At 63.2% G+C, this 23,557-nt stretch carries 22 protein-coding genes; 12 read left to right on the top strand and 10 right to left on the bottom strand.

All coding sequences use genetic code 11. The features are described 5' to 3' along the window. Nucleotide 1: 1 nt before the first annotated feature. The 4 genes from NCS02_RS29110 to NCS02_RS29095 form a co-directional block, all read right to left on the bottom strand. Entirely contained in the window at nt 2-1,372 is a 1,371-nt protein-coding gene (locus NCS02_RS29110) for a sigma-54-dependent transcriptional regulator (RefSeq protein WP_250520297.1), read from the bottom strand. Then, on the bottom strand, nt 1,357-2,847 hold the full coding sequence (locus NCS02_RS29105) for a sensor histidine kinase (protein ID WP_250520296.1): 1,491 nt from the start codon (nt 2,845-2,847) through the stop codon (nt 1,357-1,359). Before NCS02_RS29105 ends, NCS02_RS29110 begins: the two co-directional genes overlap by 16 nt. Before the next feature lie 243 nt (nt 2,848-3,090). Beyond that, a complete protein-coding gene (locus NCS02_RS29100) occupies nt 3,091-3,744 on the bottom strand; it encodes a helix-turn-helix transcriptional regulator (protein WP_033536029.1) in 654 nt (217 codons plus the stop codon). 43 nt (nt 3,745-3,787) lie between these two features. Continuing rightward, complete coding sequence (locus NCS02_RS29095) at nt 3,788-4,789, bottom strand: ornithine cyclodeaminase family protein (protein ID WP_008346555.1); 1,002 nt, start codon at nt 4,787-4,789, stop codon at nt 3,788-3,790. Between the two features lie 184 nt (nt 4,790-4,973). Here NCS02_RS29095 and NCS02_RS29090 point away from each other — a divergent pair, with 184 nt between their 5' ends. The 4 genes from NCS02_RS29090 (at nt 4,974) to NCS02_RS29075 (ending at nt 8,256) form a co-directional block, all read left to right on the top strand. Then, nucleotides 4,974-5,756 carry an ABC transporter substrate-binding protein gene (locus NCS02_RS29090; protein ID WP_008346553.1) on the top strand — a complete coding sequence of 261 codons (783 nt, stop codon included), beginning with the start codon at nt 4,974-4,976 and terminating at the stop codon, nt 5,754-5,756. A gap of 24 nt (nt 5,757-5,780) precedes the next feature. Next, the gene (locus tag NCS02_RS29085) at nt 5,781-7,022 is read left to right on the top strand and encodes an NAD(P)/FAD-dependent oxidoreductase (protein ID WP_250520295.1); all 1,242 of its coding nucleotides are present in this window, start codon (nt 5,781-5,783) and stop codon (nt 7,020-7,022) included. Between the two features lie 152 nt (nt 7,023-7,174). After that, nucleotides 7,175-7,639: a GNAT family N-acetyltransferase gene (locus tag NCS02_RS29080; protein ID WP_250520294.1), complete on the top strand. Its 465-nt coding sequence runs from the start codon at nt 7,175-7,177 to the stop codon at nt 7,637-7,639. Further along, complete coding sequence (locus NCS02_RS29075; protein WP_008346547.1) at nt 7,636-8,256, top strand: FMN-dependent NADH-azoreductase; 621 nt, start codon at nt 7,636-7,638, stop codon at nt 8,254-8,256. The genes NCS02_RS29080 and NCS02_RS29075 overlap by 4 nt, the downstream gene beginning before the upstream one ends. Here NCS02_RS29075 and pdxR read toward each other — a convergent pair. Next, complete coding sequence (gene pdxR / locus NCS02_RS29070) at nt 8,253-9,731, bottom strand: MocR-like pyridoxine biosynthesis transcription factor PdxR (protein ID WP_250520293.1); 1,479 nt, start codon at nt 9,729-9,731, stop codon at nt 8,253-8,255. The two genes, NCS02_RS29075 and pdxR, sit on opposite strands and share 4 nt — an antisense overlap. 114 nt (nt 9,732-9,845) lie before the next feature. Between pdxR and NCS02_RS29065 the strand changes: the two genes are divergently transcribed. Beyond that, the gene (locus NCS02_RS29065; RefSeq protein ID WP_250520292.1) at nt 9,846-10,595 is read left to right on the top strand and encodes an SDR family oxidoreductase; all 750 of its coding nucleotides are present in this window, start codon (nt 9,846-9,848) and stop codon (nt 10,593-10,595) included. Nucleotides 10,596-10,652: 57 nt separating this feature from the next. Here NCS02_RS29065 and NCS02_RS29060 read toward each other — a convergent pair whose 3' ends face one another. The 3 genes from NCS02_RS29060 to kce are packed head-to-tail and all read right to left on the bottom strand — an operon-like array spanning nt 10,653 to nt 13,772. Then, entirely contained in the window at nt 10,653-11,444 is a 792-nt protein-coding gene (locus NCS02_RS29060; RefSeq protein WP_250523398.1) for an SDR family oxidoreductase, read from the bottom strand. Between the two features lie 27 nt (nt 11,445-11,471). Continuing rightward, nucleotides 11,472-12,806: an MFS transporter gene (locus tag NCS02_RS29055; RefSeq protein ID WP_033536003.1), complete on the bottom strand. Its 1,335-nt coding sequence runs from the start codon at nt 12,804-12,806 to the stop codon at nt 11,472-11,474. Between the two features lie 27 nt (nt 12,807-12,833). Then, nucleotides 12,834-13,772 (bottom strand): 3,5-dioxohexanoate:acetyl-CoA acetone transferase, encoded by a 939-nt coding sequence (gene kce / locus NCS02_RS29050; protein WP_008346539.1) that lies wholly within the window; start codon nt 13,770-13,772, stop codon nt 12,834-12,836. A gap of 309 nt (nt 13,773-14,081) precedes the next feature. On the opposite strand from kce, the gene NCS02_RS29045 reads away from it, so the two are divergent. Next, nucleotides 14,082-15,113, top strand: a complete 1,032-nt coding sequence (locus NCS02_RS29045; protein ID WP_250523397.1) for an AraC family transcriptional regulator — start codon at nt 14,082-14,084, stop codon at nt 15,111-15,113. A 241-nt stretch (nt 15,114-15,354) separates the two neighbouring features. Next, nucleotides 15,355-16,908, top strand: a complete 1,554-nt coding sequence (locus NCS02_RS29040; RefSeq protein WP_250520291.1) for an amino acid adenylation domain-containing protein — start codon at nt 15,355-15,357, stop codon at nt 16,906-16,908. Nucleotides 16,909-16,935: 27 nt separating this feature from the next. Here the strand turns inward: NCS02_RS29040 and NCS02_RS29035 are convergent, their stop codons facing one another. After that, nucleotides 16,936-18,111 carry an aminotransferase class V-fold PLP-dependent enzyme gene (locus NCS02_RS29035; RefSeq protein ID WP_250441411.1) on the bottom strand — a complete coding sequence of 392 codons (1,176 nt, stop codon included), beginning with the start codon at nt 18,109-18,111 and terminating at the stop codon, nt 16,936-16,938. 303 nt (nt 18,112-18,414) lie between these two features. On the opposite strand from NCS02_RS29035, the gene NCS02_RS29030 reads away from it, so the two are divergent. Continuing rightward, nucleotides 18,415-19,269: an IclR family transcriptional regulator gene (locus NCS02_RS29030; RefSeq protein WP_008346531.1), complete on the top strand. Its 855-nt coding sequence runs from the start codon at nt 18,415-18,417 to the stop codon at nt 19,267-19,269. Here the strand turns inward: NCS02_RS29030 and NCS02_RS29025 are convergent, their stop codons facing one another. After that, on the bottom strand, nt 19,270-20,352 hold the full coding sequence (locus tag NCS02_RS29025) for a M14 family metallopeptidase (RefSeq protein WP_250520290.1): 1,083 nt from the start codon (nt 20,350-20,352) through the stop codon (nt 19,270-19,272). A 179-nt stretch (nt 20,353-20,531) separates the two neighbouring features. On the opposite strand from NCS02_RS29025, the gene NCS02_RS29020 reads away from it, so the two are divergent. From NCS02_RS29020 to NCS02_RS29005, 4 genes are read left to right on the top strand one after another with little or no spacing between them, the layout of a single operon-like run. Then, a complete protein-coding gene (locus NCS02_RS29020; protein ID WP_250479530.1) occupies nt 20,532-21,227 on the top strand; it encodes an ABC transporter permease in 696 nt (231 codons plus the stop codon). Further along, nucleotides 21,224-21,934 (top strand): ABC transporter permease, encoded by a 711-nt coding sequence (locus tag NCS02_RS29015; protein WP_175980172.1) that lies wholly within the window; start codon nt 21,224-21,226, stop codon nt 21,932-21,934. The genes NCS02_RS29020 and NCS02_RS29015 overlap by 4 nt, the downstream gene beginning before the upstream one ends. After that, on the top strand, nt 21,931-22,728 hold the full coding sequence (locus tag NCS02_RS29010; RefSeq protein ID WP_250441410.1) for an ABC transporter ATP-binding protein: 798 nt from the start codon (nt 21,931-21,933) through the stop codon (nt 22,726-22,728). The genes NCS02_RS29015 and NCS02_RS29010 overlap by 4 nt, the downstream gene beginning before the upstream one ends. A gap of 50 nt (nt 22,729-22,778) precedes the next feature. Next, nucleotides 22,779-23,549: an ABC transporter substrate-binding protein gene (locus NCS02_RS29005; protein ID WP_008346519.1), complete on the top strand. Its 771-nt coding sequence runs from the start codon at nt 22,779-22,781 to the stop codon at nt 23,547-23,549. The last annotated feature ends 8 nt before the right edge of the window (nt 23,550-23,557 follow it).

Below are 23,557 nucleotides of genomic sequence, written 5' to 3'. Positions count from 1 at the left end.
CCTACGACGACGCGTCGGACATTCCGAGACTCGTCATCCGCGTATAGAGCGACTGACGGCTGATGCCGAGCCTCCTTGCCGCCTCCGCGCGATTGCCACCCGACGCAGCCAGCGCGTGAGTAATCAGCGCGCGTTCGAGCCGCGCAACGGCTTCCGTAAGCGGAAGCTCGAGCAGCGCTGGCGGAATTGCCTCGCCGGTTTTGTCTTTTGCCGCAACGAGAAACGCGAAATCTTCGCGTGTGAGCACTTGCCCCGGCGCAAGCGCACTCGCCCGCTCGATCGCGTTGGCCAGTTCGCGCACGTTCCCTGGCCAAAGGAAAGTGGCCAGAAGGCGCTGGGCATCGGCGGAGAGATGCTTGCGCGTCGCTTCGGTCGATGCAGCTTCCAGAAAGTGCTCGGCAAGCGGCAGGATGTCGGCCACACGCTCCCGTAGCGGCGGCATGTGCAACGGGATCACGTTGAGGCGAAAGAGCAGGTCCTGTCTAAACGTGCCCGCCTCGACCATCGCGGCAAGATCGCGATGGGTTGCCGCGATCACGCGCACATCGACCGATATTGTCCGGTTCGTTCCGAGCGGCGTGACTTGCCGTTCCTGTAGCGCGCGCAGCAGTTTCGCCTGCATGGAACGCGGCATGTCGCCGATCTCGTCGAGAAACAGCGTGCCGCCGTGCGCCTCTTCGATCCGGCCTTTGCGCTCGCCCTGAGCGCCGGTGAACGCGCCTCGCGCGTGCCCGAAGAGTTCGCTTTCGAGCAGGTCTTCGGGAATGGCCGCGCAGTTCACCGCGACGAAGGGACCGTTCGCGCGCGCCGAGGCGCGATGGAGCACGCGAGCGGCCACTTCCTTGCCGGTCCCGGTCTCGCCGGTGATCAGCACGGTCGAGTTCGCTCCCGCCGCGCGGCCCAGGCGCTTCTGCACGTCGCGCATGGCTTCGCTTACGCCGAGCAGTCGCGGCTCGCGAGAAGTCACGTCGTCGCTGAATGCGGGCGTGAGGGGGGAGCTTCGCTGCGCCGATAGTATCCGCTCCAGCAGCGCGACGATCTCATCGCGTCCGACCGGCTTGGTCAGATGTTCGAACGCGCCGAGCCGCATCGCGCCGATGGTGTTGTCGCTCGTGGCATGGGCCGTCAGCATGACGACGGGCACGGCTTGCAGCTTCGCGATCGCACGCAATGACTCGAGCACCGCAAGACCGTCCGCGCCCGGCAAGCGGAAGTCGAGAAAGATGCACTCGGGCGCCGGGTTCGCGCGCAGCCAATGCAGTGCCTCTTCGCCGGAGCGCGCGTCGATCGCCCGGTGGCCGAGGTCTTGCACGGTTTCCACGAGTCCTTCGCGGAAGGCATCGTCATCGTCGGTGATTAATATGGTCGCCATGGCAAGTCGATCACGAAGCACGTCATGTTCGAGTCGTCGTCGAGATAAGCACGTCCGCCGTGCGCCGACGCGATCTCCCGCACGACGGCAAGGCCCAGGCCGGACCCGTCGGGCCGCCCCGTCACGAATGGCTCGAAGATCCGTTCGCGCTCGGCCGCGCCGACGCCGGGACCATTATCGATGACCATGAGCCGAAGCCGCTTCCCGTTCGCCGACTCGACGCCGCGTGCGCGGAGCATTACCTGCGTGCCAGACGGCGCGTGCCTCAGCGCGTTCAGGATGAGGTTGTCGAGCGCGCGCGCCAGTTGCACGGGATCGAAAATCGGCATGCCTGCGTCTTGGTCGACGTCCACATCTTTGCCGAGCGCGATGCCACGGCGTTCGGCGCCCGGCTCATGCGTATGAATAATGTCGTCGAGCCATGCGTGCAGGCTGACCTCACGCGTCTGCAGCGAAACGGGCTGCGTCAGCGCGAGCAGGCTCGTCACCTGCGACTCGATACGGCCCACCTCCTCGATGATCGACCTCAACGCTGCTTCGCGGCGCGCAGCATCGCCTGCCAGCGCGTTCTCGGCCTTCAGACGCATGGCGCCAGCCGGATTGCGAATTTCATGCGCGATTTGCGCCGCCATTTTGCCGAGCGTGCTGAACCGTTCGGCCTGTGCGAGCTGGGCGTTCAGTGCGTCTGCGTCCCGCTTGAGCTGCTCCGCACGCGCGACGTAGCGGTTGAGGGCTTCGACGATCTGATCCAGATCACGCTCGCCCAACCGTTCCAGCCGTTCGCCGCGCTCGAACTCGCCCTCTGGCGCAAGCGCGCGTTCAAGCCGGGTCAGGTTGTGCTTCCAGCGCTTGAGCGTCAGCGCCAGAAACACGGCGAGCACGACGATGACCGAGAGCACGCCGGCGAGGATGGCCGCTGCGCGCTGTCCGTATGGCCCGAGCGGCGGCCGCGCGCGCGTGAGCGTCCAGGCCAGCAGGCCCGCGTGGCGCGGCACGGGGCAAGCGATCGCGATGACGGCGTCCGTTCCGCTCGAAACGACATCGGCGCGCATCTGCCCGATGCTGGCTGCGTGCTGAAGCGTGCGCAGGATAAGCGGTGTCTCCGCTTCGGGAACGTCTCGTTTCATGCCGCTCCCGCCATAGGTCGGAAAGGCATAGGCCAGGAAGCCGTTCGGCGCGCCGGATGCCGGCTCTTTCGCCCAGAACCCGCCTTCGATGCCCTCGGTCCGTATCAGAACCAGATCGAGCACCGCGTGCATGAGATCGACATTGGTTTCGTCGGGATGCTGCATGGACATGTCGTAGCGCGAGGCCACCGCCTCGCATGCTGCAGCAGCCTGCTCCTTCGCGACGACCACGCGTTCCCCAAGCGCCGACGAAAGCGTGAGCCATACGGCACCGCTCAAGAGCCCGCACAGAACGGCGACCAGAAGCCAGAGCGTGAAGAGTTGAGTTGAGAACGACGGTCTCGGCATGGACGGTCTACGGGCGAGTCAAAGTGAGCGCGTTGGGAAGCAAGTATTCTGCCATCGACAGAATCCATCCACGTTCCGCGCTTCGTCGCCATTCTTCCCCGCTACCTCTGGAGGTAGCGACCATCGCCGCATGGCGTATCGGCGCGCATCGGTTCGGGAAACTCGAGCGACATCGCGGACGAAAGCTCCGTCACGCGCACTTCGTACACGCGTGGTTAGCTGCGTGCGCGGCAGCAGAGCGCCTCAACCGCCGTCCTTCATCTCGCGCAGATGCTTGTAGACCGTCGCGCGGCCCATTCCGAGCACCTTGGCGACATAGTTCGCCGAGCTCTTGCCTTTGAATGCGCCCTGCGCGTGCAGCGCCTCGACGAGCTCACGCCGATGATCGCGCGTGAGCGAGTTGAGCGCGATCTGCCGCTCGCGCAGCCAGCCATGCAGGAAGGTGTTGATGCGCTCCTGCCAGTCGTCCTTGAAAAGCTCGACGGGCTGCGCGACGACGCCCGCGCCACGCAAAAAGAGATCGAGCGTCGAGCGCATCTCGTCGAACGCCGCGATGTTGAAATTGATGCACATCACGCCCGCGGCATTGCCCGCGTCGTCGAAGAGCGCCGTGCTCACGCAGCGCATGCGGCGTCCGTCCCAGTTGAGCTTTTCGTACGGACCGACGAGGCGCTCGCGCGCGGTCTCCTCGACATCTTCGAGCGCCGAGTCGTCGCCGATCTCGCGCTTCGAGAGATTGTTCGACAGGTACGCGATGGTCTGGTCGGAGAGATCGTGGATCACCACTTCCGCATAGGGGAAGAAGAGCGTCGTGATGCTGTCCGCGATGTGCGCGTAGCGCGCGAGCAGCGATTCGCGAGCGGCGTCATCGGGCTTCGGCGTCTTGCGTCGGGGCATGGAAGTCGGCATGAGTTCGGAACGGCGAATGGCGATGATACCGCTAGGCCGCCGCGCGCTGCTTCGCGAGATGAACATACAGCGCGTGCGCGACCGCGATGTCCTCGAGGCCGAGCCCGATCGAGCGGAAAAACACCGCGCGCTCATGCGAAGGTGCGGGACACGCGCCGCGCGCAAGCTCTGCAAGATCGCCGCGAATCGCATCGGGCGACCAGCCGTGACGCTCCCGCGCGATCACCATTTCGCCGGCGCTCGCGGGCGTCGTCCGCCGATAGTCGCAGTAGACATCGAGCGCGTTCAGCGCGGCCGCGTCGATCTCGTGCGCGCGCGCGACGTTCGTGCTGATGGAGGTAATAAGCGCAGGCTTCGTGAGCGCATCGAGCGCGAGCACCGGCGTGCCCGATGATGTGCACAGCATCACGACATCCGCATCGCGCACGCACTCGTCAACCGACGCCGCGACGCGCACACGCGCATCGAGCGCCCGCAGCGCGTCCGCACGCTCGCCATCGCTTGCGAGGCGCGGGGAATGGATGCGGATCTCCGACCATCCGCGCAACGGCGCGACATGCCGCAGATGCGCGAGCGCGACGCTTCCCGATCCGATGACCGCGAGCCGCTCGCTCGATACGCGCGCGAGCCGGTCGACCGCGAGCGCCGTCGTGCCCGCCGTGCGCTCGGTGGTGAGGAGCGCGGAATCGCACCACATCAGCGGCGCGCCGGTGCGCATCGACATGAGCGCGGTCCAGGCGGTGACGATCGGCGCGCCAGGCTGCGCGATGTAGGGCGAGAGCTTCGCGCCGAAGACCTCGTGCTTCGCCAAAACGCCGAGATAGGTGATGAAATCGCCGGCATCGCGCGGAAACAACGTGAGCGTCTGCGGCGGCTGAACGGCTTCGCCATCACCGAGCGCGGCGAACATCTCTTCGAGCGCGCCGCGGATATCGAGCGAAGGCAGCGCCCGCCTCACTTCCTCTTCGTGAACGATGAAAGGAATCTGCGCGCCTGGCGCGGCCTCGCGCGCTTCTTCGGGCAAGGAAATCATTCGAAAACCTCCGGTTCGTGGCCGTTGAGCGATTGCTTCGTGACTGCTTCGACGTAGACTATTTTGTCCATTCTAGACTTTTATTTTATTTTTCGTCTATATTTCGATTGGGCGCGCGGACATCTCCGCGCGCCTGGCGCAAGACAGAGACGGTGCGGGTTCACAAACGACCTTGGTGACGACAATGAACTGGAAGATGATCTGCTTCGCGGGCGCGGCGAGCCTCGCGTTCACAATTGGACTGGCGCACGCGGAGTCGCAGACCTTGCGATTCGGCGTCGAGGCCTCCTATCCGCCGTTCGAGAGCAAGACGCCGGCGGGCCAGCTCGAAGGCTTCGACATCGACATCGGCAACGCTGTGTGCCAGCGCATCAAGATGAAGTGCGTATGGGTGGAGAACAGCTTCGACGGGCTGATTCCGGCGCTGCAGGCGCGCAAGTTCGACGCGATCAATTCGGCGATGAACATCACCGACAAACGCAGGCAGGTGATCGACTTCACGCCACCCGTCTATGTCATGCCGATCCAGATGGTCGCGCGCCGCGACGCGAAGCTGCAGCCGACACCCGCGAGCCTCAAGGGCAAGTCCGTGGGCGTGCTGCAAGGCTCGACGCAAGAGGATTACGTGCGCAAGCACTGGGCGAGCGAAGGCGTGCAGGTCGTGACGTACCAGAGCCAGGACCAGATCTTCGCGGACCTGAGCGCCGGACGGCTCGACGGCGCGGTGCAGGAAGTGCAGACCGCCATCGACGGTTTCCTCGCGAAACCCGAGGGCAAGAACTTCGATTTCGCGGGCGCCGCCCTCACCGACCCGTCCACGCTCGGCGAAGGCACCGGCATCGGCTTGCGCAAGGACGATGCGGCGTTGAAGGCGAAGGTCGTCGCCGCGCTCGATTCGCTGAAGAAAGACGGCACACTGAGCGCTTTGTCGCAAAAGTACTTCAAACGCGACATCATTGCGAAATAGGCACTTCATCAGGCATCGGAAAAAATGGCTCAGGACGTGATCGTGCTCGGCGCGGGCATCGTGGGAGTGAGCGTGGCGCTGCATCTGCGGCAGCGCGGATGGCAAGTGACGCTCGTCGATCGCCGCGCGCCCGGCGAGGCGACGAGCTTCGGCAATGCGGGCCTGATCGAGGCGTCGTCGGTCGTGCCTTATGCGTTTCCGCGCGACTGGGGCACCGTGCTCAAGTTCGCGATGAATCGCTCGACCGCGCTGCGCTACGACCTGCGCTCGCTGCCCGCGTATGCGCCGTGGCTCACGCGGTTCTGGTGGGAATCGGCGCCCGCGCGTCTGGCCGCCGCCGCGCGCGACATGCTGCCGCTCATTCAGCGAAGCGTGGCCGAGCATGAGGCGCTGATCGCGCGGGCGGGTCTCGCCGAACTCGTGCGGCCCACCGGTTGGCTCGAAGCGTATCGCTCGCGCGAGCAGTTCGAGCGCGAAGCAAGCGCCGCCGAACGGATCGCGCGCGAGCACGGGCTCGGCTTGAAGGTGCTCGATGCCGAGGCGCTGCATCGGCTGGAGGCATCGCTCGATGGCGGATACGCGGGCGCGATGCACTGGACCGATCCGCGCAGCGTCATCGATCCGGGCGCGCTGACGAAGGGCTATGCGGCGCTGTTCGAGCGCGAGGGCGGACGCTTCCTGAGCGGCGACGCCGCGACGCTCGAACCATCGGGCAGCGGCTGGCGCGTCATGACGTCGAGCGGACCGGTCGAAGCGCAGGCGGCGGTGGTGGCGCTCGGCGTATGGTCCGGCGACCTCGTGCGCCGGTTCGGATACCGCATCCCGTTGATGGCCAAGCGCGGCTATCACATGCACTACGCACCCGACGGACGCGCCGCGCTATCGCGGCCGGTGGTCGATATCCAGAACGGCTACGTGGTCGCGCCGATGCGGCGCGGCTTGCGTCTGACTACCGGCGTCGAGCTCGCGAGCCCTGACCGGCCGCCGAGCCCCGTGCAACTCGAACGCGCGGAGCGGATCGCGCGACCGGTGTTCGGCCTCGGGGCGCGCATCGACGAGTCGCCGTGGCTCGGGCTTCGGCCCTGCACGCCGGACATGCGGCCGGTGATCGGACCGGCGGATCGCCATCGCGGGCTCTGGTTCGCGTTCGGGCACGCGCATCACGGCCTCACGCTCGGTCCGGTGACGGGCAGGCTTGTCGGCGAGCTGATGAACGGGGAAGCGTGCTTCACCGATCCAGTTCCGTATCGCGCGGGCAGGTTCTAGCACTTGTCGAGCGGCGAACGTTTCCGATCCGGCGCAGCATCGCCCGCGCGATCGAGCACGCCGTCATGGCCTACCCCGAAGCGCGTTTCTTGGCCCTTCAGACTGCGCCATCGCATCGGTAATGTATGTGTCATGCATTGTGGAGAACACGCATGGACACATCGATCGTTTTTCGACACCTCGATACCCCCGAAGACTGGACGCGCGCCTTCGACGTAATGAAGGAACTCCGGCCGCACCTTACGGACCCCGATACGTTTTGCGCACAACTGCGCCGTCAACGCGAGGAAAGCTATCGGCTGCTGGCCGCCTGTGACGACGAAGGCGCGATTCTCGGCCTCGCCGGGTATCGAACGCAGACGAACACGCTGTACGGACGCTTCGTTTATGTCGACGATCTCGTCGTCACGGCGCGTCTGCAAGGCAGCGGCATCGGTGCCCGTTTGCTGGACACCGTCCGCGGGATCGCACGGGACGAACACTGCGCCCGCTTCGTGCTCGACACCGGCCTGCATATGGCGCTCGCACAGCGCTTTTATTACCGCAACGGCCTGCTCGCCAAGGGCATGCATTTTGTGCAGACGCTGGCTGTGCCCGGCGAGGAGCGCGCGCGATGAAAGTGCTCTTCATCAACGCGAGCCCGCACGGCGACGCGAGTCATGGCTACCGGCTCGCGCTCGAAATGATCGATACGTTGCGCAAGCGTGCGCGCGTGGATACCGTGAAACGCGATCTCGCCGCAACGCCGCTGCCTCCGCTCACGCAGGACTACGCGCGCGCCATCACGTCGCGCCATCCGGACGAAGCGCAGTTCGACATCTCCGAACAATTGATCCGCGAAATCGAAACCACCGACACGCTCATCATCAACACGCCGATGCACAACTTCACCGTGCCCGCCGCGCTGAAGCTATGGATCGACTACGTGCTGCGCATTCACCGCACGTTCGTTTCGACGCCCGAAGGCAAGGTCGGTCTGATGCGCGACCGGCCCACGTTCGTGATCGTCGGTTCCGGCGGATTTCATGGCGGTGAGCTTGCGCGTCAGCGAGACTTCCTTACGCCGTACCTGCGTTACGCGCTCGGTTCGATCGGCTTGCAGGACCTGCGCTTCGTGACGCTCCAAGGCCTCGTGCGCGGCAGCGAAGCCGTCGCACAGGCGCTCGATCTCGCGCGCGAGCACATCGCGAGGCACGCGCTCTTCGCATCCGACGGCGACACCGTCACGCCCTAACCGTCATACGCCCGGCGAAGCATGCGCGCGAGACGCGCCGCTTCGCCGGCATCGGCGACATTCGCGAAGCCGACGACGATACCGCGCAACGTTTCCTTGCTTCGCCCGTTGAGATACCACGCGGACAGCGCGAGCACCGCGAGACCCGCCTCCCGCGCGCGGGCGGCCATCGCCAGATCGTCGACGGGACCGTCGCGATCCGCACGGAAGATCGCGACGAGATGCATGCCGCCCGTCGGCAACCCGATGCTCACGCGATCTCCGAACGCCTTCTGTATCGCCGTCGCAAGCCACTCGCGCCGTTGCGCATACAGCGCGCGCATGCGCTTCAGATGCCGCGCGAAATGCCCCTGCGCGATGAAGTCCGCCACGGCCGCCTGATAAAGATACGGCGAGCCCGCGTTCATGCTCGTCGTGACCTGGCCGAAGCGCTCCACGGCCCGGCCGGGCGCGACCACATACGAGAGCCGCAGGCCCGGAAAAAGCACCTTGCTGAAGGTGCCGCAATAGATCACGCGATCGTCGCGATCCAGGCTCTTCAGCGCCGGCAACGGGCGGCCCGCGTAGCGGAACTCGCTGTCGTAATCGTCCTCGACGATCCAGCCCTGCGCGCGGCTCGCCCAGTCGAGCAGCTTCATGCGCCGCGCGAGCGACAGTGTGACGCCGAGCGGACTCTGATGCGCTGGCGTGACGAACGCGAAACGCGCATCGGCCGCGAGCGCGATGCCGGCATCGACGTCGAGCCCTTCGTCATCCGTCGGCACGGGCACGAGCCGCATGCCGGCATCGAGAAGAAAGTTACGCGCGAGCAGATAGCCGGGCTCTTCGAACCACGCGCGATCCTCCGGTTTCGCGAGACCGCGCAGCACGAGTTCGAGCGTCGCGCGATAACCGTTCGTCACGAAAACCTGCTGCGGACCGCACGCCACGCCGCGCGACAGGCCGAGATATGTCGCGATGCGTTCGCGCAACGGCCGATATCCGGCGGGATCGGGATAGGCAAGCGTGGCGAGATCGCCGCTGCGCGCGCGATGCGCGACGAGACGGCTCCATACCTTGCGCGGAAAGGCATCGAGCGCGGGCAGACCCGGACGCAGCGGCTTCGCATCGTGGCCGATCTCGGCGGCCGGTTCGGCGCGCGTTGCGCGTGCCGTGCGCGGCGCGTTCCCGCGCTCGCGGTCCTTGCGCGCGCCCGACGGCGTCGCGGCTTCGGGCAGCGACGACGACACGAACGTGCCCGCGGCGCCGCGCATCTGCAGATAGCCTTCGTCGACGAGAATGGTATAGGCTGTTTCGACGGTGCCGCGCGCAATATTCAGTTGCGTCGCGAGGCCGCGCAACGCGGGCACGCGGTCGCCGGGTTTCAGATGACCCGCCGCAATGGCCGTCTTGAAGCGCTCGCAAATCTGCAGGTAAATCGGCGCGGCCTCATGCCGGTCGATTGCTATCTTCAACGCATGGTCGGCTGATGGCATGACATGTCTCATGGACTAGTTCGATCGACGATTCTTGTCCCTTTTCGCTAAGCCATGATTCTCACACAATGACTTCACGTTCACTGTCTTTTCACTTTAAGCACGAGGTGCATCATGAAGATCGTCGTCATGGGAGGTTCGGGTTTGATCGGCGCGAAAACGGTCGCGATCCTGCGTTCGAAGGGTCACGAGGCCGTCGCCGCTTCGCCGCGCAGCGGTGTGAATGCCGTAACGGGCGAAGGATTGCATGAAGCGCTTCGCGATGCGCAAGTGGTGATCGATCTGACGAACGCGCCTTCGTGGGCGCCGGACGACGTCATGGCCTTCTTCCGCGCATCGGCGACGAATCTCGGCAAGGCCGAGGCCGCGGCGGGCGTGCAGCATCATGTGGCGTTGTCGGTCGTCGGAACGGACCGCATGCCGGACAACGGCTATTTCCGCGCGAAGGCCGCGCAGGAGAAGCTGATCGCCGAAGCGGGCGTGCCGTATTCGATCGTTCGCGCGACGCAGTTCTACGAGTTTCTCGGCGGCATCGCCGATGCCGGCATGCAGGACGGCAAGGTGCATCTGTCGCCGGGACAGTTTCAGCCGATCGCCGCGGACGATGTCGCCGCGATCGTCGCGGATGTCGCGCTCGGCGCGCCGCTGCTCGGCATCGTCGATATGGCGGGGCCGGAGCGTGCGCCGCTCAATCGGATCATCGGCCGGTATCTGAAGGCGAAGGGCGATGTGCGCGAGATCGTCGTCGATCCGGACGCGACGTACTTCGGCGGCACGATCAGCGAAGACTCGCTCGTGCCGACCGGCGAAGCGCGTCGCGGCGGCATCGGTCTGGATGAATGGCTGGCACGCGCGCACGCGTGAGTGTGACGGCGGGCGCCGCCGTGCCCGGCGCCCGCTTCGGTTGCGCTTTTCGGATGGTCAGAGATATTCGACGTTGCCGTCGACGCTGATGGCTTGTCCCGAGATGTTGCGCGCCGCCGGCGATGCCAGGAACAGCGTCATCGCTGCGATATCGTCGACCGTGACCATGCGGCGCAGCGAAATCTTCTTCAGGTACTGCGCTTTCATTTCATCGAAGCCGACGCCCGCCGATTCGGCGCGCGCGGCGATCACCTTATCCATGCGCTCGCCCTCGACGACGCCCGGCAGGATCGCGTTGACGCGGATATTGCTCGGCCCGAGTTCGACGGCCAACGACTTGACGAGACCGACGATCGCCCATTTCGTCGATGCATACGGCGTACGGTACGCATAACCCAGCCGGCCAGCGACGGACGACATCGCGATGATGCCCGGGCGATCCGACGTCTCCTTGAGCAGCGGCACCGCGCGACGCAGAAAATAGTATTGGCTGTTGAGATTCGTCGCGATGGTTCGCTCCCAATCGTCCGGATCGATGGCTTCGATCCCGGCAGTCGGACCCGCGATGCCCGCATTGTTGATGAGCAGGTCGAGCCCGCCGAGCCGCGAGCGCGCGTCGTCGGTGACGCTATCGACTTGCTCGCGCGCGCCGACATCGGCGACACCGGCATGCAGCTTCGGATTGCGCGCTTTGGCGCCATCGACCGCCTGCTGGTTCACGTCGCAGATATAGACTTGCGCGTCGGCTTGCACGAATGCGTTCGCGATTGCAGCGCCGATGCCGGCAGCCGCGCCCGAGATGAGTACGCGCAAGCCCGGGACCGGTTTGAGAAGCTCAAAAGTATTCATGTTCGATATCGACATTCGTTCGGTTCATCAGCGAGCGGGAGAAGCATCGGCGACGGGACGCTGCGCGGCGTGAATCGATTTCGCGAGCAGCGGCACCAGCAGCAAGCCCAGCACCGAGGCAGCCACGACGACGTTGAAGCCCGCATCGCTTCTGCCGGTCATCGTTTCGGCGAGCCCGAAAAGATAAGGTCCGACGAAGCCGCCCAGCAAGCCGATCGTGTTGATGAACGCGAGGCCGGCCGCCGCTTGCACGCCTTGCAGCCGCTTCATCGCGACGGCCCAGTACGACGGCAGAATGCCGCCTGCAAAGAAGCCCGTGATGCCCAGCAGCGTAATCTGCACTGCCTGATTCCGGCTGGCGAGGAACGCACACGCACTGACGACGACGCCCGCGGTCAGCACGCCGAGAAAGCCGCATTCGTTGCTCACACGGCGATGAATGCGCGGAAGGGTCAGCACGCCGAGCAGAAAGCCGATGCCGACACTGCTCGACAGAACGCCGACGAGAATCGGCGAGCTCACATGCATCTGCGCGACGATCGACGGCGTGAAGAAATACAGGCCGACGAACGCCACCTGATTCAGGAAGTAGATGAGCGCGATCAGCACGGTCGTCGGGCGCTTGAGCGCGGCGAGCCAGTCTGCCGTGGTGAGGTCCGCGTGTCCGTGCGTGTCGATGACCGCGTGCGTTTCGAGCGCCTGCGCTTCCTGCGCGGACAGCCACTTCACTTCGGACGGACGATTCGGAAGCTTGAAGAACAGCACGATGCCCAACACGATGGTCGGCAAGCCTTCGAGCAGGAACATCCACTGCCAGCCGTGAAGACCGCCGATGCCGCCGAGCTGCATCAGACCCGCGCCCAACGGATTGCCGATGATGAGCGCGATCGACGGCGCGGTGTAGATCCATCCGACGGCAACGGCGCGGTCTTTGGGCGCGAACCAGAGCGTCACCATGTACATCAGCGCGGGAAACAATCCCGCTTCGGCGACGCCCAGCAACACGCGCAATATGTAGAAGGACCACTCGCCCTGAACGAACATCATCGCGGTCGAAAGCGCGCCCCACGTCACCGCGATTCGCGCGATCCACGCGCGCGGCCCGACGCGATGCGCGATCAGATTGCTCGGCACTTCGAGCAGCGCATAGCCGATGAAGAAGATGCCGGCGCCGAGTCCATACGCCGCGGCGCTGATGCCGAGGTCGGCAGCCAGGGCGCTCTTGGCGAGCGCCACGTTCGTGCGATCGATGAACGACAGGAAGTAGATTCCGCACATCAGCGGAAGCAGTCTTGCCATGGCCTTGCGAGTCGCAAGCCAATGCGTTTCTCCGAGGCTGTGGTCAACAGTAGCGGCAGTCATGATGTCTCCAGATTTGACTTCTTCGAGTCAGAGCGAAACGTTGTCGCGCCCTTTGAGCCCGAGCATGGCTCGCGCATCGGCGGGTGTCGCGATGTCGAAAGACAACTCTTCGAGAATGCGGCGAATCTTGCGGACCTGTTCGGCATTCGATTTCGCCTTCACGCCTCGCGACAGGTAGACGCTGTCTTCGAGGCCGACTCGCACGTTGCCGCCCATGATCGCGCCCATCGTCACCAGTGACATCTGATGACGCCCGGCGCCGAGAATCGAAAGATGGTAGTTCTCGCGTCCGAAAAGACGGTCGGCGGTCGCGCGCATCATCGAAAGATTCTCGGGATCGTGGCCGATTCCGCCGAGAATGCCGAACACGGATTGGATGAAGAACGGCGGCTTGATCAGCCCGATATCGATGAAATGCGCGAGGCTGTACAGATGCCCCACGTCATAGCACTCGAATTCGAAGCGCGTTCCATAGTCGCGGAATTCGGTGAGGATGTTTTTGATGTCGCGGAACGTGTTGCGGAAGATCATGTCCTCCATGCCTTCGACATAATCCTTCTCCCAGTCGAAGCGCCACGAAGACATCCTCGCCGCGACGGGATGAAGCGAAAAATTCATCGAGCCCATGTTCAGCGAGCACATTTCCGGCTTCGCCACGCGTGCGTAAGCGAGGCGCTCGTCGAGCGTCATGCGCGTGCTGCCGCCCGTCGAAATGTTGATGACGGCGTCGGTTTGCGCGGCGATCGCGGGCACGAATCGCCGGAATATTTCGGGCGATGGCGTCGGGCGGCCGTCTTCCGGATTGCGCGCATGCAGATGAAGAATCGCGGCCCCGGCCTCGGCGGCTTCGAGCGCCTGATGCTTGATGTCATCGGGCGTGATAGGCAGATATTCCGACATCGACGGCACATGCGCCGAACCGGTCACGGCGCAGGTGATGATGACTTTGCTGCTCGGATTGCTCATTGAATCTCCTTCGAAAACGCGCTCGATGGGCGAGCTTCGGCAATGCCCCGGCGCGCCTGAACGAGGCAAGCGCGGGAGGACGCCGTTGGAAAACGTAGGGCGGAACGGGAAACGACCGTGCGCCGGCTTAAGCCGGCGGCGACGAACTGACGTGAAGTTGGCGTTGCATGGCTGTCTCCGATGGATTCGCGAGTCGCGCATTCGCGATGCGGACTCGTCTTGTTACGGTGATAGTAGTGGGATACGATGCGCTGCGAAAGGTCATATTCGGACAAGGTGGTGTCCCCGCAGGACACACGAGGAGGCGCTGTGTCGTCGAGACTGCCACTGTTGAATGAGCGCATCTATGCGCCCTACAAGATCGCCGCGCTGGTGGACGTGCTCGCTGAGCAAGGCATTGCGCCGGCGGACAGCCTGAAAGGAAGCGGCGTTGCGCCCGAGGAGATCTATGATGCCTCGGTGATGACGTCCGTCCGGCAGTACGCCGCTGTATGCAGCAACGCCGTCGCGCTTTCCGCCGATCCGCGAACGCCGTTCAAGACGGGCGCGCGGCTGCATCTGGCCGCGTATGGCATGTACGGCTACGCGCTGATGTCGTGCCTGTCGCTGCGCGATTACTTTCGGCTCGGCGTCAAATACCATCGGCTCGCGACGCCGACCATCACCATCGAATGGCACGAACATCCGGACACGTCGGTATGGACGTTTCCCGACGCGTTCACGTCGCCCTTCCCGCATGACGTGCAGCAGTTCCTGCTCGAACAGCAGTACACGCAGCATGTGACGCACTTGCAGGATGTCGCGGGCAGAAGCTGTCCGCCGATGCTCGCGCGCTTCTCGTATCCCGCGCCGCCGCACGCCTCCATCTATCCGGAGTATCTCGGCTGCCCATGCGAGTTCGACGCCGACGAATGTCAGCTCATCTACGACGGCGCGATACTCGAACTCAAGCCTCATCTCGCGGACAGGCACTCCGCCGCGCTTCTGCAGGAGACGTGCGACAGGCTCATCGGACAGGCGAAGACATCGACCGGTGTTTCCGGCGAGGTCTATCAGGTTCTCATGCGCAAGCCGGGCGAGTTTCCCGGCATGGAGACCGTCGCTAGCGCGTTGAAGATGACGAGCCGCACGCTGCGTCGACGGCTCGAGTCGGAAGGCACGTCGTTCGTCACCATCGTCGACGATGTGCGGTGCTCGCTCGCCACCGAGTATCTGAAGACGACGAAACTGAGCACGGACGATGTCGCCATGCTGGTCGGCTTCACCGACACCGCCAATTTCCGCCGGGCGCTGAAGCGCTGGACCGGCAAAGGCCCCGCCGAAATTCGCGAGCAGGAGTGACGCCGGCCGCGCAGGCTTTTCATTCGTTACTTCAGACAAAAATGGGTTCGACGGCGCACATACGTAACCTTACAGAAATATAACAATGCACTCACTTCGCGGCAGTGGCGAATGAGCGAAGGCTGAACCGACGAGTGTGCGAAATCCGAATCCGTCGAATTGCGATCGATCGCATCGACCGGATCGAGCAGTCGCGGACTCGAAAAAAACATCAACACTCGTGTGCCAGGGGGACCGTCGGATGCTGCATTCTCACTTCTTCGATTCTGCTGCGAACCAGCCGGACAGCCCTGCGTTATGGGTCGATGAGCGTCTTTACAGCTACCGCGAGATTGAAACCCGGGTCCGTCGCTTGTCGGCGGGACTGGCGGCGTTCGCACGAAGCGCTTGCACGAGCCGATGCCTGCTGTTTGCATATCGCAGCGTCGGCGCGTATGTCGGCATCCTGGGCATTCTCGATGCCGGCATGGCCTATGTGCCACTCAACCCGAAGATGCCGGCAGCGCGGATCGCGGCGATCATCCGGCAATCCGGCGCGCCGTTGATGCTCGTCGATCGGCGTTGCGCCGAGTCGCTCGATGAAGTGCTGTCCCTGCTCGACGAACCTCCGCAGATTGTCCTGCTCGACGGAGACGCGGAAGAATCGCAACTTCCGTCCCCTGCTTTCTCGCTCATGCAGAGCCGAGGCGCCGCGCACGACATCGCCTACATACTTTTCACGTCCGGTTCGACGGGATCGCCGAAGGGCGTGCCGATCACGCATGCGAACGCCGATGCGTACGTGAACGGCCAGTTGCAACTGGTCGACAAGGTGCGCGATGCGCGTTACATGCAGCTATGCGAGCTGAGCTTCGATCCGTCCGTGCATGACATGTTCGTCTGCTGGGCGAACGGCGGCTGCCTATATGTGCCCGAAAACGTCGATCCCGTCGGTAACGCGAGCTTCGTCCAGACGCACCGGATCACGCATTGGTGCAGCGTGCCATCGGTCGCCGGCATCATGCAGCAAATGCGCAAGCTGCCGGCGGGCGCATTTCCGAGCATTCGCGTGTCGATGTTCGGCGGCGAGCCGTTGCCTCGCTCGCTCGCGCAGGCGTGGATGCGTGCCGCGCCGAACAGCCGGCTGCTGCACATGTACGGGCCCACGGAAGCGACCGTCGCCTGTACCTGCTTCGAAGTCACGCCCGAGTTCCTGGACGATCCGCAGCACACGGTCATACCGTTGGGCCAGGGCCTGCCCGGCGTGGAACTCATGATCGTGGATGCCGAGCTCGAACCGGTCGCCCCGGGCCAGACGGGCGAATTGCTGATCGCGGGACCGCAGCTTGCCGAAGGCTATCTGTCGTCCGACGAACCCGGCAATAGCCGGTTCATCGCGATGAACTATCCGGGCAAGACCGCGCATCGCTGGTATCGATCCTCCGACGCCGCGCGCGATACGACGCCACACGGGATCGTGTTTCAGGGCCGTCTCGATACACAGGTGAAAATCCGCGGCCACCGGCTCGAGCTGGAAGAAGTCGAACATGTCGTGCAAGCGGCCAGCCACGCCGCGTCGTGCGCGGTTGTCCCGTGGCCGCTCGACGAAGTCGGACGAGCAACCGGCCTCGTCGCGTTCGTGACGAATCCGGAAGTCGAGACCACGCATGTTTTGCGGGCGTGCCGGCAGCGTCTGCCGGTCTATGCGATGCCGCAACGGATCGTCATCATCGATGCGTTCCCGCTGACGGTGAACGGCAAAATCGACAGAAAGGCGCTCGCGGAATATTGCGCACGCGGCGAGGTCGCGGCGTGAGGCGTGGGGCGATCGGCTCGCGTCGTTTCAATCGATCTGCTCCGTCGCGGCCAGCGTGCCTGTCGTGAGGCCGATACGAAGCATTTCTATCAGCCGTTCGATGTCGCCTACGGTGTTGAACATCGCGAGCGACACGCGGATGCCGCCACGCTCCGGCGAGACGCGCACGTTGTTTCGAGCGAAGTAGTCGGTCCACTTGTCGACCGGCAGTTTCAGCACGTATATGTGATTGCGCTTGCCACGCGCTCGCGGACCGACGACGCTTACACCCAGCGCATCGAGGCGTTCGAGCAGCAGATCGCCGAGCGCCAGCACATGCTTCTGGATCGCCGCGACGCCTACGCTCTGAATGAGGCAAATCGCCGCGGAAAGTGCGTGCAGGTCCGGGAGATTGACGTTGCCGAATTCGAAGCGCCGCGCGTCCTTGCGTAAAGCCATGTCGTCGGGACGGGCGACATAGTCGGCTGGCGGATTCGCCATGCTGGACATCGCAAGGTAAGCCGGCTGCAATTCGTCGAGACCGTCGGCGATATAAAGCACGCCGAGTCCTTGCGGCACGAGCAAGCCCTTGTGCGTGCCGGCTGCCAGCACCGAAATGTTCAGCGCCTTGACGTCGAGCGGAATGACGCCGACGGACTGCATCGCATCGACGATCAGGTAAATGCCGCGCGCCTTGCACAGCCGTCCGATGCTCATCAGGTCATGGACCTGGCCCGCATGGAACGTCACATGCGAAAGCGAAACGACTTTCGTACGCGCATCGATATACGGCTCGAACGTCTTGGCGGTGGCAATCTCGTCGTCCGGCAACGGCGCGAACCGCACTTCGATGCCATTGCGCTTGAGGTTCAACCACGCATAGGCGTTGTTGGGATGATCGCCTTCTATCAGCACGACGTTGTCGCCGGCCCGGAGCGGGACCGCGTTCGCCGCGATATTGAGTCCTTCCGACGTGTTCTTGGTGAATGCGATTTCGGTCGGCGCCGCGTTGAAGAACGTCGCGACGCTCTCGCGTGTTTCCTCGACACGTCGCAACCAGACCGGCTTCGGACCGGCCATCTCGAAGCCTTCCGACAAGAAGGCTTCGAGCGCTTCGCGCACGCTTAGCGCAAGCGGCGTCTGGTGGGCGGAGTCGAGATAAAGCTGCCTTGTGGTGACGGGGAACTGCTCGCGGACAGCGGCGAGCTTTGCAGTCGGGATCATGAGCGATGTCTCATTTCAGGTTTTCTTTGCGAGGGCATGCACGGCACGGCACGAATCCGTCGAGGCATTAGACGATCGCCGAGAAGCGATGTCAAATACATTCCGATAGGTGGAACTACCGAGTTCCTATTTATGGAATCATTAGACGGAGATGCTAAACTGGCCGCATGTCTCCCACCATCGCGAACCTTCCTGTCACCCTCCGGGCCCGCAATTCGAATCGAGTATCCTAGCGAACCGCTTTTCGCCTGATCCGCGAAGGATGCGCGGCACAGGCCCATAAAACCAGAAAACCCAGCACACATGCGCAAGGAAGAACAAGCCATCGTCGAGACGTCCGAGCCGGAGGTCTCTCCCACCGAGCGCGCGTTTCACATCATCGAAATGGCTGCGCAAACCGGTCGCGTGACGACCGCCGACATCATCACCGCGCTCGGCATTCCGAAGACCACTGCGCATCGCCTCGTCAGCAATCTCGAAGAGTTCGGCTTTCTCGAACACGGCATGGAACGCGGCCGGTATCAGGTCGGCCCGCGCCTGCTGGAACTCGCGACGAACATCCTGGCGGCATCCACCTCGCATGGGCCGATCCACGCGCTGCTGATGGAACTGTCGCGACGCACGGATGAAACGGTGAGCCTCGGCGTCATGCGCGGCTCCGAGGTCGTGTATATCGACAGCGCGATCGGCAATTCGCCGTTGACGCTCAATTTTCAGAAAGGGCATCGCGCGCCCGTGCACTGCACGTCCAGCGGGCGCGTGTTTCTGGCGAACATGGAGAAGAAGCAGCTCGACGCTTATCTGCTGAGCGGACCGTGGGAACCGATCACGCCCTACACCATCGTCGATCCGGAACGGCTCAGGCTCGAAATCGACCTCGCGCGAAAGAATGGCTATGCGACCAACGATTCCGAGTTCGCGATCGGCGTGGTCGGCGCCGCCGTGCCGATCTCGGGGCCGCACGGCCGCCTGATCGCGTGCTTGAGCATCTCGGCGCCCAAAGCGCGCAAGTCGCTGGAAGACATTACCTTGCTGGTGCCGACCTTGCAGGCAGCGGCGCTGCGAATCACAAAGATTCTCGGCGTGATCGACGGCGGAACGACCGCCGAAGACAATGCCGATACCGATAGCAAGGCGACGCGCCGCAAGCGCTCCTGATCAACCGCCCGTCACGCGACCGATCTCCGCGCCGGCGGTGACGAAGCGGATCGCGCGGCGCATGTAGAACACGCCTTTCGTGCGGCTTCTGAGCGTCGTCGTTGCGCCGGTGATCGGGTCGACGATGTCGCAGATCGCCTCGCCGACCTCCACCACGTCGCCGATGTTCGCCGCGTACACCACGATGCCGCTGGTCGCGGCGTAGAAATGCTCGCTCGCCGCTTGTCGCGTCGCCGGATGAATCAAGGCGGGGCATGGCGACGGCGTATCGCGGATAGCGCCCCGATCGACGAGATAGGCAACGATCGCTCGCGCATGACGCCGCGCCGATTCATACGTGACGTCGCGCTCGCCGGCGCACTCGACGATGGCGGCGACAGCGCCCTCGCCAACCGGATACCGGTCGCCGAAGCGCGCTTCGACGTCGGCCCACGCCAGGCGCGTCCAGTCGATGAAAAGCCCGAGATCCGCGCCGTCGAACAGCATCTGCGCCCGCGATCGCAGATGGCGCGCGAGCGGTTCGACGCGCGGCCACGCGGCGGTGTCGGCATAGACGTGGACGACCGCTTCCAGCGAGCAATGAATGTCGAGAACGATGTCGGCATCGCAAGACAGCTTCAGCAGGGTCGAACGCAGCGCGTCGAATTCCGTCGTCGGCGCGCAAGCATCGAGCGATGCGCGCATTGCGTTCTTTATCGCGCGCCTGTTCGCGTCGTCGTCGCTGCCGAGACGGCCTTCCAGATGCGCGCAGATGTCCGAGGGGCGCGCGACGCCGCGATTGAAGTTCGCGGCGCTATTCAGCTCGAAGCAGCCGAAGAACTGGCCGAAGACATGCTGACTCAGGCCGATCGGATTCGCTATCGGAACGAGCGTGACGGTCGCGTCGAGCTTGCCCGCGGCTTCGAGCGCCTGGAGTTCGTCGCGCAGGACGTGCGCCGTGAGCATCGCGGGCGTTTCGTCGGCATGAAGCGATGCCTGCAGATAAACCTTCATGTCCGCGTCCGGCGGCCCGAACGTCAGGCTTACGAGATCGCGCTGCGTACCGATGGTCGCTGCGAGTAACGGCGTCCGCTTGAGTAGCACCTTTCGTCTCCTTTCTACGATGACGCGCGAGGTTCCGGCTGCGCAACGAGATTCTAAACTCGCGCATCTGAAAAATGCCGTTTTCCGGTTCTAAGTAGTTCCACTCATCGGAACTTTATTGACATCGAATTTGGCATGCGCTCAAATGTGCCACATCGGACACACAAGGGACATCGTCCATGAGTTCTCTTCTACACGGATATGGCGCGCTCGTTCTCGAAGGCGCGCTGCAGACCGTGCAACTGGCGGTCTGTTCGCTGGCTCTGGCCTTCGCGATCGGCTTGCTCGGCGCCTGCGCGAAGCTGTTCGGCAGCCGATGGATCGCAAAACTGGCCCGTCTCTACACGACGATCGTGCGCGGCGCGCCGGATCTCGTGCTGATGCTGCTGCTCTACTACAGCATCCAGATTCTGCTAAACGGCATCACCGAGCGTTTGCATTGGACGCAGATCGATATCAAGCCTTTCGCGGCCGGTGTGATCGTGCTGGGTCTGATCCACGGCGCGTACTTTACCGAGACGCTCCGTGGCGCTTTTCTGGCGATTCCGCGCGGGCAACTCGAATCGGGCACTTCGCTCGGCATGTCGTTCGGTCATGTCCTTGCGCATATCCTGTTTCCGCAAATGATGCGCTATGCGCTGCCGGCGCTCGGAAACAACTGGCAAGTCATCGTCAAATCGACGGCGCTCGTATCCATCATCGGACTCTCGGATGTCGTCAAAGCCGCGCAAGACGCAGGCAAGACCACCACGCACTACTTCTTTTTTATCGGCGTGGCCGCATTCGTTTATTTGCTGGTCACGACAGCATCCAATCTCGTATTACGTCACCTCGAAAATCGATATGACGTCGGCGTGCGCAAGGTGAACGTATGATCGACATCTTCCGCGAATACTGGCGGCACTATCTTTATACCGACGGCTATCAGTTCACCGGATTGATCGTCACGATCTGGCTGCTGCTGTTCTCCGTCGTGCTCGGATCCGCACTGGCGGTGCCGATGGCCATCGCGCGCAGTTCCGCGAACCGTTTCCTGTCGCGCGCGGTCTGGCTTTACACCTATCTGTTTCGCGGCACACCGCTATTCGTTCAGTTACTGCTTTGCTATACAGGCGTGTTCAGCCTCGACGTGATTCGTAATCACGAGCTCACGAACGCGTTCTTTCGGGACGGAATGCATTGTTCGCTACTCGTGTTCGCATTGAATACATGCGCCTATACGACCGAGATTTTCGCCGGCGCGATCAAGGCCACGCCTGCGGGCGAGATCGAAGCCGGCGTGGCCGCGGGAATGTCGACGTTGCAGCTTTATCTGCACGTCATTCTCCCCTCCGCGCTGCGGCGCTCGTTACCGAGTTATAGCAATGAAGTCATTCTGGTCTTCCATTCGACTTCCGTTGCGTTCGCCGCAACCGTGCCGGATCTGCTGAAAGTGGCGCGCGACGTGAATTCCGCGACCTATCAATCGTTCGCCGCATTCGGCATTGCGTTTCTGCTCTATTCCGCGATCACCTTTTCGCTGGTCTGGCTCTTTCGCCAGGCGGAAAACCGTTGGCTCGCTTACCTGACACCGCAAAAATGACTAACGATGTCTGCATCGATTCGTCGCGTTCACCTGAAAAAGTCGTGGTCGCCGATCTTCACAAAAGCTTCGGTACGCACGAAGTGCTGAAAGGCGTGTCGCTCAGCGCGCGCGCCGGCGACGTCATCAGCGTTCTCGGCTCGTCGGGCTCGGGCAAAAGCACGCTCTTGCGCTGCATGAACTTGCTCGAACATCCGTCGGCGGGCCGCATCTTCGTCAATCAGACCGAAATCCGCATGAAGCAGGACAGAACGGGCACGCTTAAGCCGGTCGACAAACATCAGTTGCGGCGCATACGGTCCAAGCTCGCGATGGTGTTTCAGCACTTCAACTTATGGCCGCATATGACGGTGCTCGAAAACGTGATTCATGCGCCGGTTCACGTACTCGGACTCGGTCGGCGCGAAGCCGAAGAATATGGCCGGGCCAATCTCGACAAGGTCGGTTTGGGCGTCGATATCGCCGGCCGTTACCCCGCGCATCTCTCGGGTGGCCAGCAACAGCGCGTCGCAATCGCCCGCGCACTGACGATGGATCCCGACGTTCTGCTTTTCGACGAGCCGACTTCCGCTCTCGATCCCGAACTCGTGTCCGAAGTGTTGAAGGTCATGCAGAAACTCGCGGCGGAAGGACGGACGATGATCGTGGTGACGCATGAGATGAACTTCGCCCGCAATGTTTCCAGCGAGATCATTTTTCTGCATGAAGGACGAATCGAAGAGCAAGGAAAACCGGCGGACCTGTTCGCCAATTCCGCAAGCAGCCGACTCCGAAGGTTTCTGTCCGCGGCATAGCTTTTCTTTCTCTTTATCGACAACAAGATCATCAGCCGGAGACTTCTGTAATGAAACGATTCGTGTCGACCCTGCTGTTTTGCGCGGCCGCCTTCACCTCATCGTATGCAAGCGCTCAGGATGCGTCGACGCTTCGATACGGCGTGGATCCGTCGCATCCGCCGTTTTCATCGCGCGACTCCAGCGGCAAGCTCGTCGGATTCGACATCGATCTCGGGACCGAAATCTGCAAGCGCATGCACGCAAAATGCGAATGGGTTCAGAACGACTTCGATGGCATGATTCCCGCGCTTCAGGCCAAGAAATTCGATGCCATTCTCGCGTCCATGTCGATTACCGACAAACGCAAACAGGTGATCGATTTCACATCGAGGTTATATAAGACGCCGAACAAACTGATCGTGCGTAAAGACACGAACCTCGAACCCACCGCGGAATCGCTGAAAGGAAGATCGATCGGTGTCCAGCAGGGCACCGTTCCCGAATCCTATGCGAAGGAACATTGGGCGCCCGCCGGCGCGCGCGTCGTTTCTTATCCGAATTTCGATCAGGTATTCGCGGATCTCGCCGCAGGCCGTCTCGATAGCTGCTTCACCGATGCAGCCGTCGGCGAGTACGGATTCCTGAGAACGCCGCAAGGCGCCGGTTTCAAGTTCACCGGCGGCAATGTCTATGCGAGCAACGGCGCGGGCATTGGAATCCGCAAGTCGGATATCGAACTGAAGGAAAAGATGAACAAGGCGATCGCCGACATGCTCGCCGACGGCACCTATAAACAACTCGCAGCCAGGTATTTCCAGTTCGATCCTTACGGCAGTTGAGAGGTTAT

Origin of the sequence: Caballeronia sp. NCF2, assembly GCF_023631205.1 — a bacterium.
In the GTDB taxonomy this organism is placed as follows: Bacteria; Pseudomonadota; Gammaproteobacteria; order Burkholderiales; family Burkholderiaceae; genus Caballeronia; species Caballeronia zhejiangensis.
This window is presented reverse-complemented; position numbering and strand designations above follow the sequence as displayed.

Excerpts from the sequence above, each read along its gene's own strand:
- NCS02_RS29075 (WP_008346547.1), top strand. The coding sequence starts at position 7,636 with ATGAAAGTGCTCTTCATCAACGCGAGCCCGCACGGCGACGCGAGTCAT.
- NCS02_RS29040 (WP_250520291.1), top strand. The coding sequence starts at position 15,355 with ATGCTGCATTCTCACTTCTTCGATTCTGCTGCGAACCAGCCGGACAGC.
- NCS02_RS29090 (WP_008346553.1), top strand. The coding sequence starts at position 4,974 with ATGAACTGGAAGATGATCTGCTTCGCGGGCGCGGCGAGCCTCGCGTTC.
- NCS02_RS29005 (WP_008346519.1), top strand. The coding sequence starts at position 22,779 with ATGAAACGATTCGTGTCGACCCTGCTGTTTTGCGCGGCCGCCTTCACC.
- NCS02_RS29035 (WP_250441411.1), bottom strand. The coding sequence starts at position 18,111 with ATGATCCCGACTGCAAAGCTCGCCGCTGTCCGCGAGCAGTTCCCCGTC.
- NCS02_RS29030 (WP_008346531.1), top strand. The coding sequence starts at position 18,415 with ATGCGCAAGGAAGAACAAGCCATCGTCGAGACGTCCGAGCCGGAGGTC.
- NCS02_RS29055 (WP_033536003.1), bottom strand. The coding sequence starts at position 12,806 with ATGACTGCCGCTACTGTTGACCACAGCCTCGGAGAAACGCATTGGCTT.
- NCS02_RS29020 (WP_250479530.1), top strand. The coding sequence starts at position 20,532 with ATGAGTTCTCTTCTACACGGATATGGCGCGCTCGTTCTCGAAGGCGCG.
- NCS02_RS29095 (WP_008346555.1), bottom strand. The coding sequence starts at position 4,789 with ATGATTTCCTTGCCCGAAGAAGCGCGCGAGGCCGCGCCAGGCGCGCAG.
- pdxR (WP_250520293.1), bottom strand. The coding sequence starts at position 9,731 with ATGCCATCAGCCGACCATGCGTTGAAGATAGCAATCGACCGGCATGAG.
- NCS02_RS29080 (WP_250520294.1), top strand. The coding sequence starts at position 7,175 with ATGGACACATCGATCGTTTTTCGACACCTCGATACCCCCGAAGACTGG.
- NCS02_RS29015 (WP_175980172.1), top strand. The coding sequence starts at position 21,224 with ATGATCGACATCTTCCGCGAATACTGGCGGCACTATCTTTATACCGAC.
- NCS02_RS29110 (WP_250520297.1), bottom strand. The coding sequence starts at position 1,372 with ATGGCGACCATATTAATCACCGACGATGACGATGCCTTCCGCGAAGGA.
- kce (WP_008346539.1), bottom strand. The coding sequence starts at position 13,772 with ATGAGCAATCCGAGCAGCAAAGTCATCATCACCTGCGCCGTGACCGGT.
- NCS02_RS29085 (WP_250520295.1), top strand. The coding sequence starts at position 5,781 with ATGGCTCAGGACGTGATCGTGCTCGGCGCGGGCATCGTGGGAGTGAGC.
- NCS02_RS29105 (WP_250520296.1), bottom strand. The coding sequence starts at position 2,847 with ATGCCGAGACCGTCGTTCTCAACTCAACTCTTCACGCTCTGGCTTCTG.
- NCS02_RS29060 (WP_250523398.1), bottom strand. The coding sequence starts at position 11,444 with ATGAATACTTTTGAGCTTCTCAAACCGGTCCCGGGCTTGCGCGTACTC.
- NCS02_RS29010 (WP_250441410.1), top strand. The coding sequence starts at position 21,931 with ATGACTAACGATGTCTGCATCGATTCGTCGCGTTCACCTGAAAAAGTC.
- NCS02_RS29100 (WP_033536029.1), bottom strand. The coding sequence starts at position 3,744 with ATGCCCCGACGCAAGACGCCGAAGCCCGATGACGCCGCTCGCGAATCG.
- NCS02_RS29065 (WP_250520292.1), top strand. The coding sequence starts at position 9,846 with ATGAAGATCGTCGTCATGGGAGGTTCGGGTTTGATCGGCGCGAAAACG.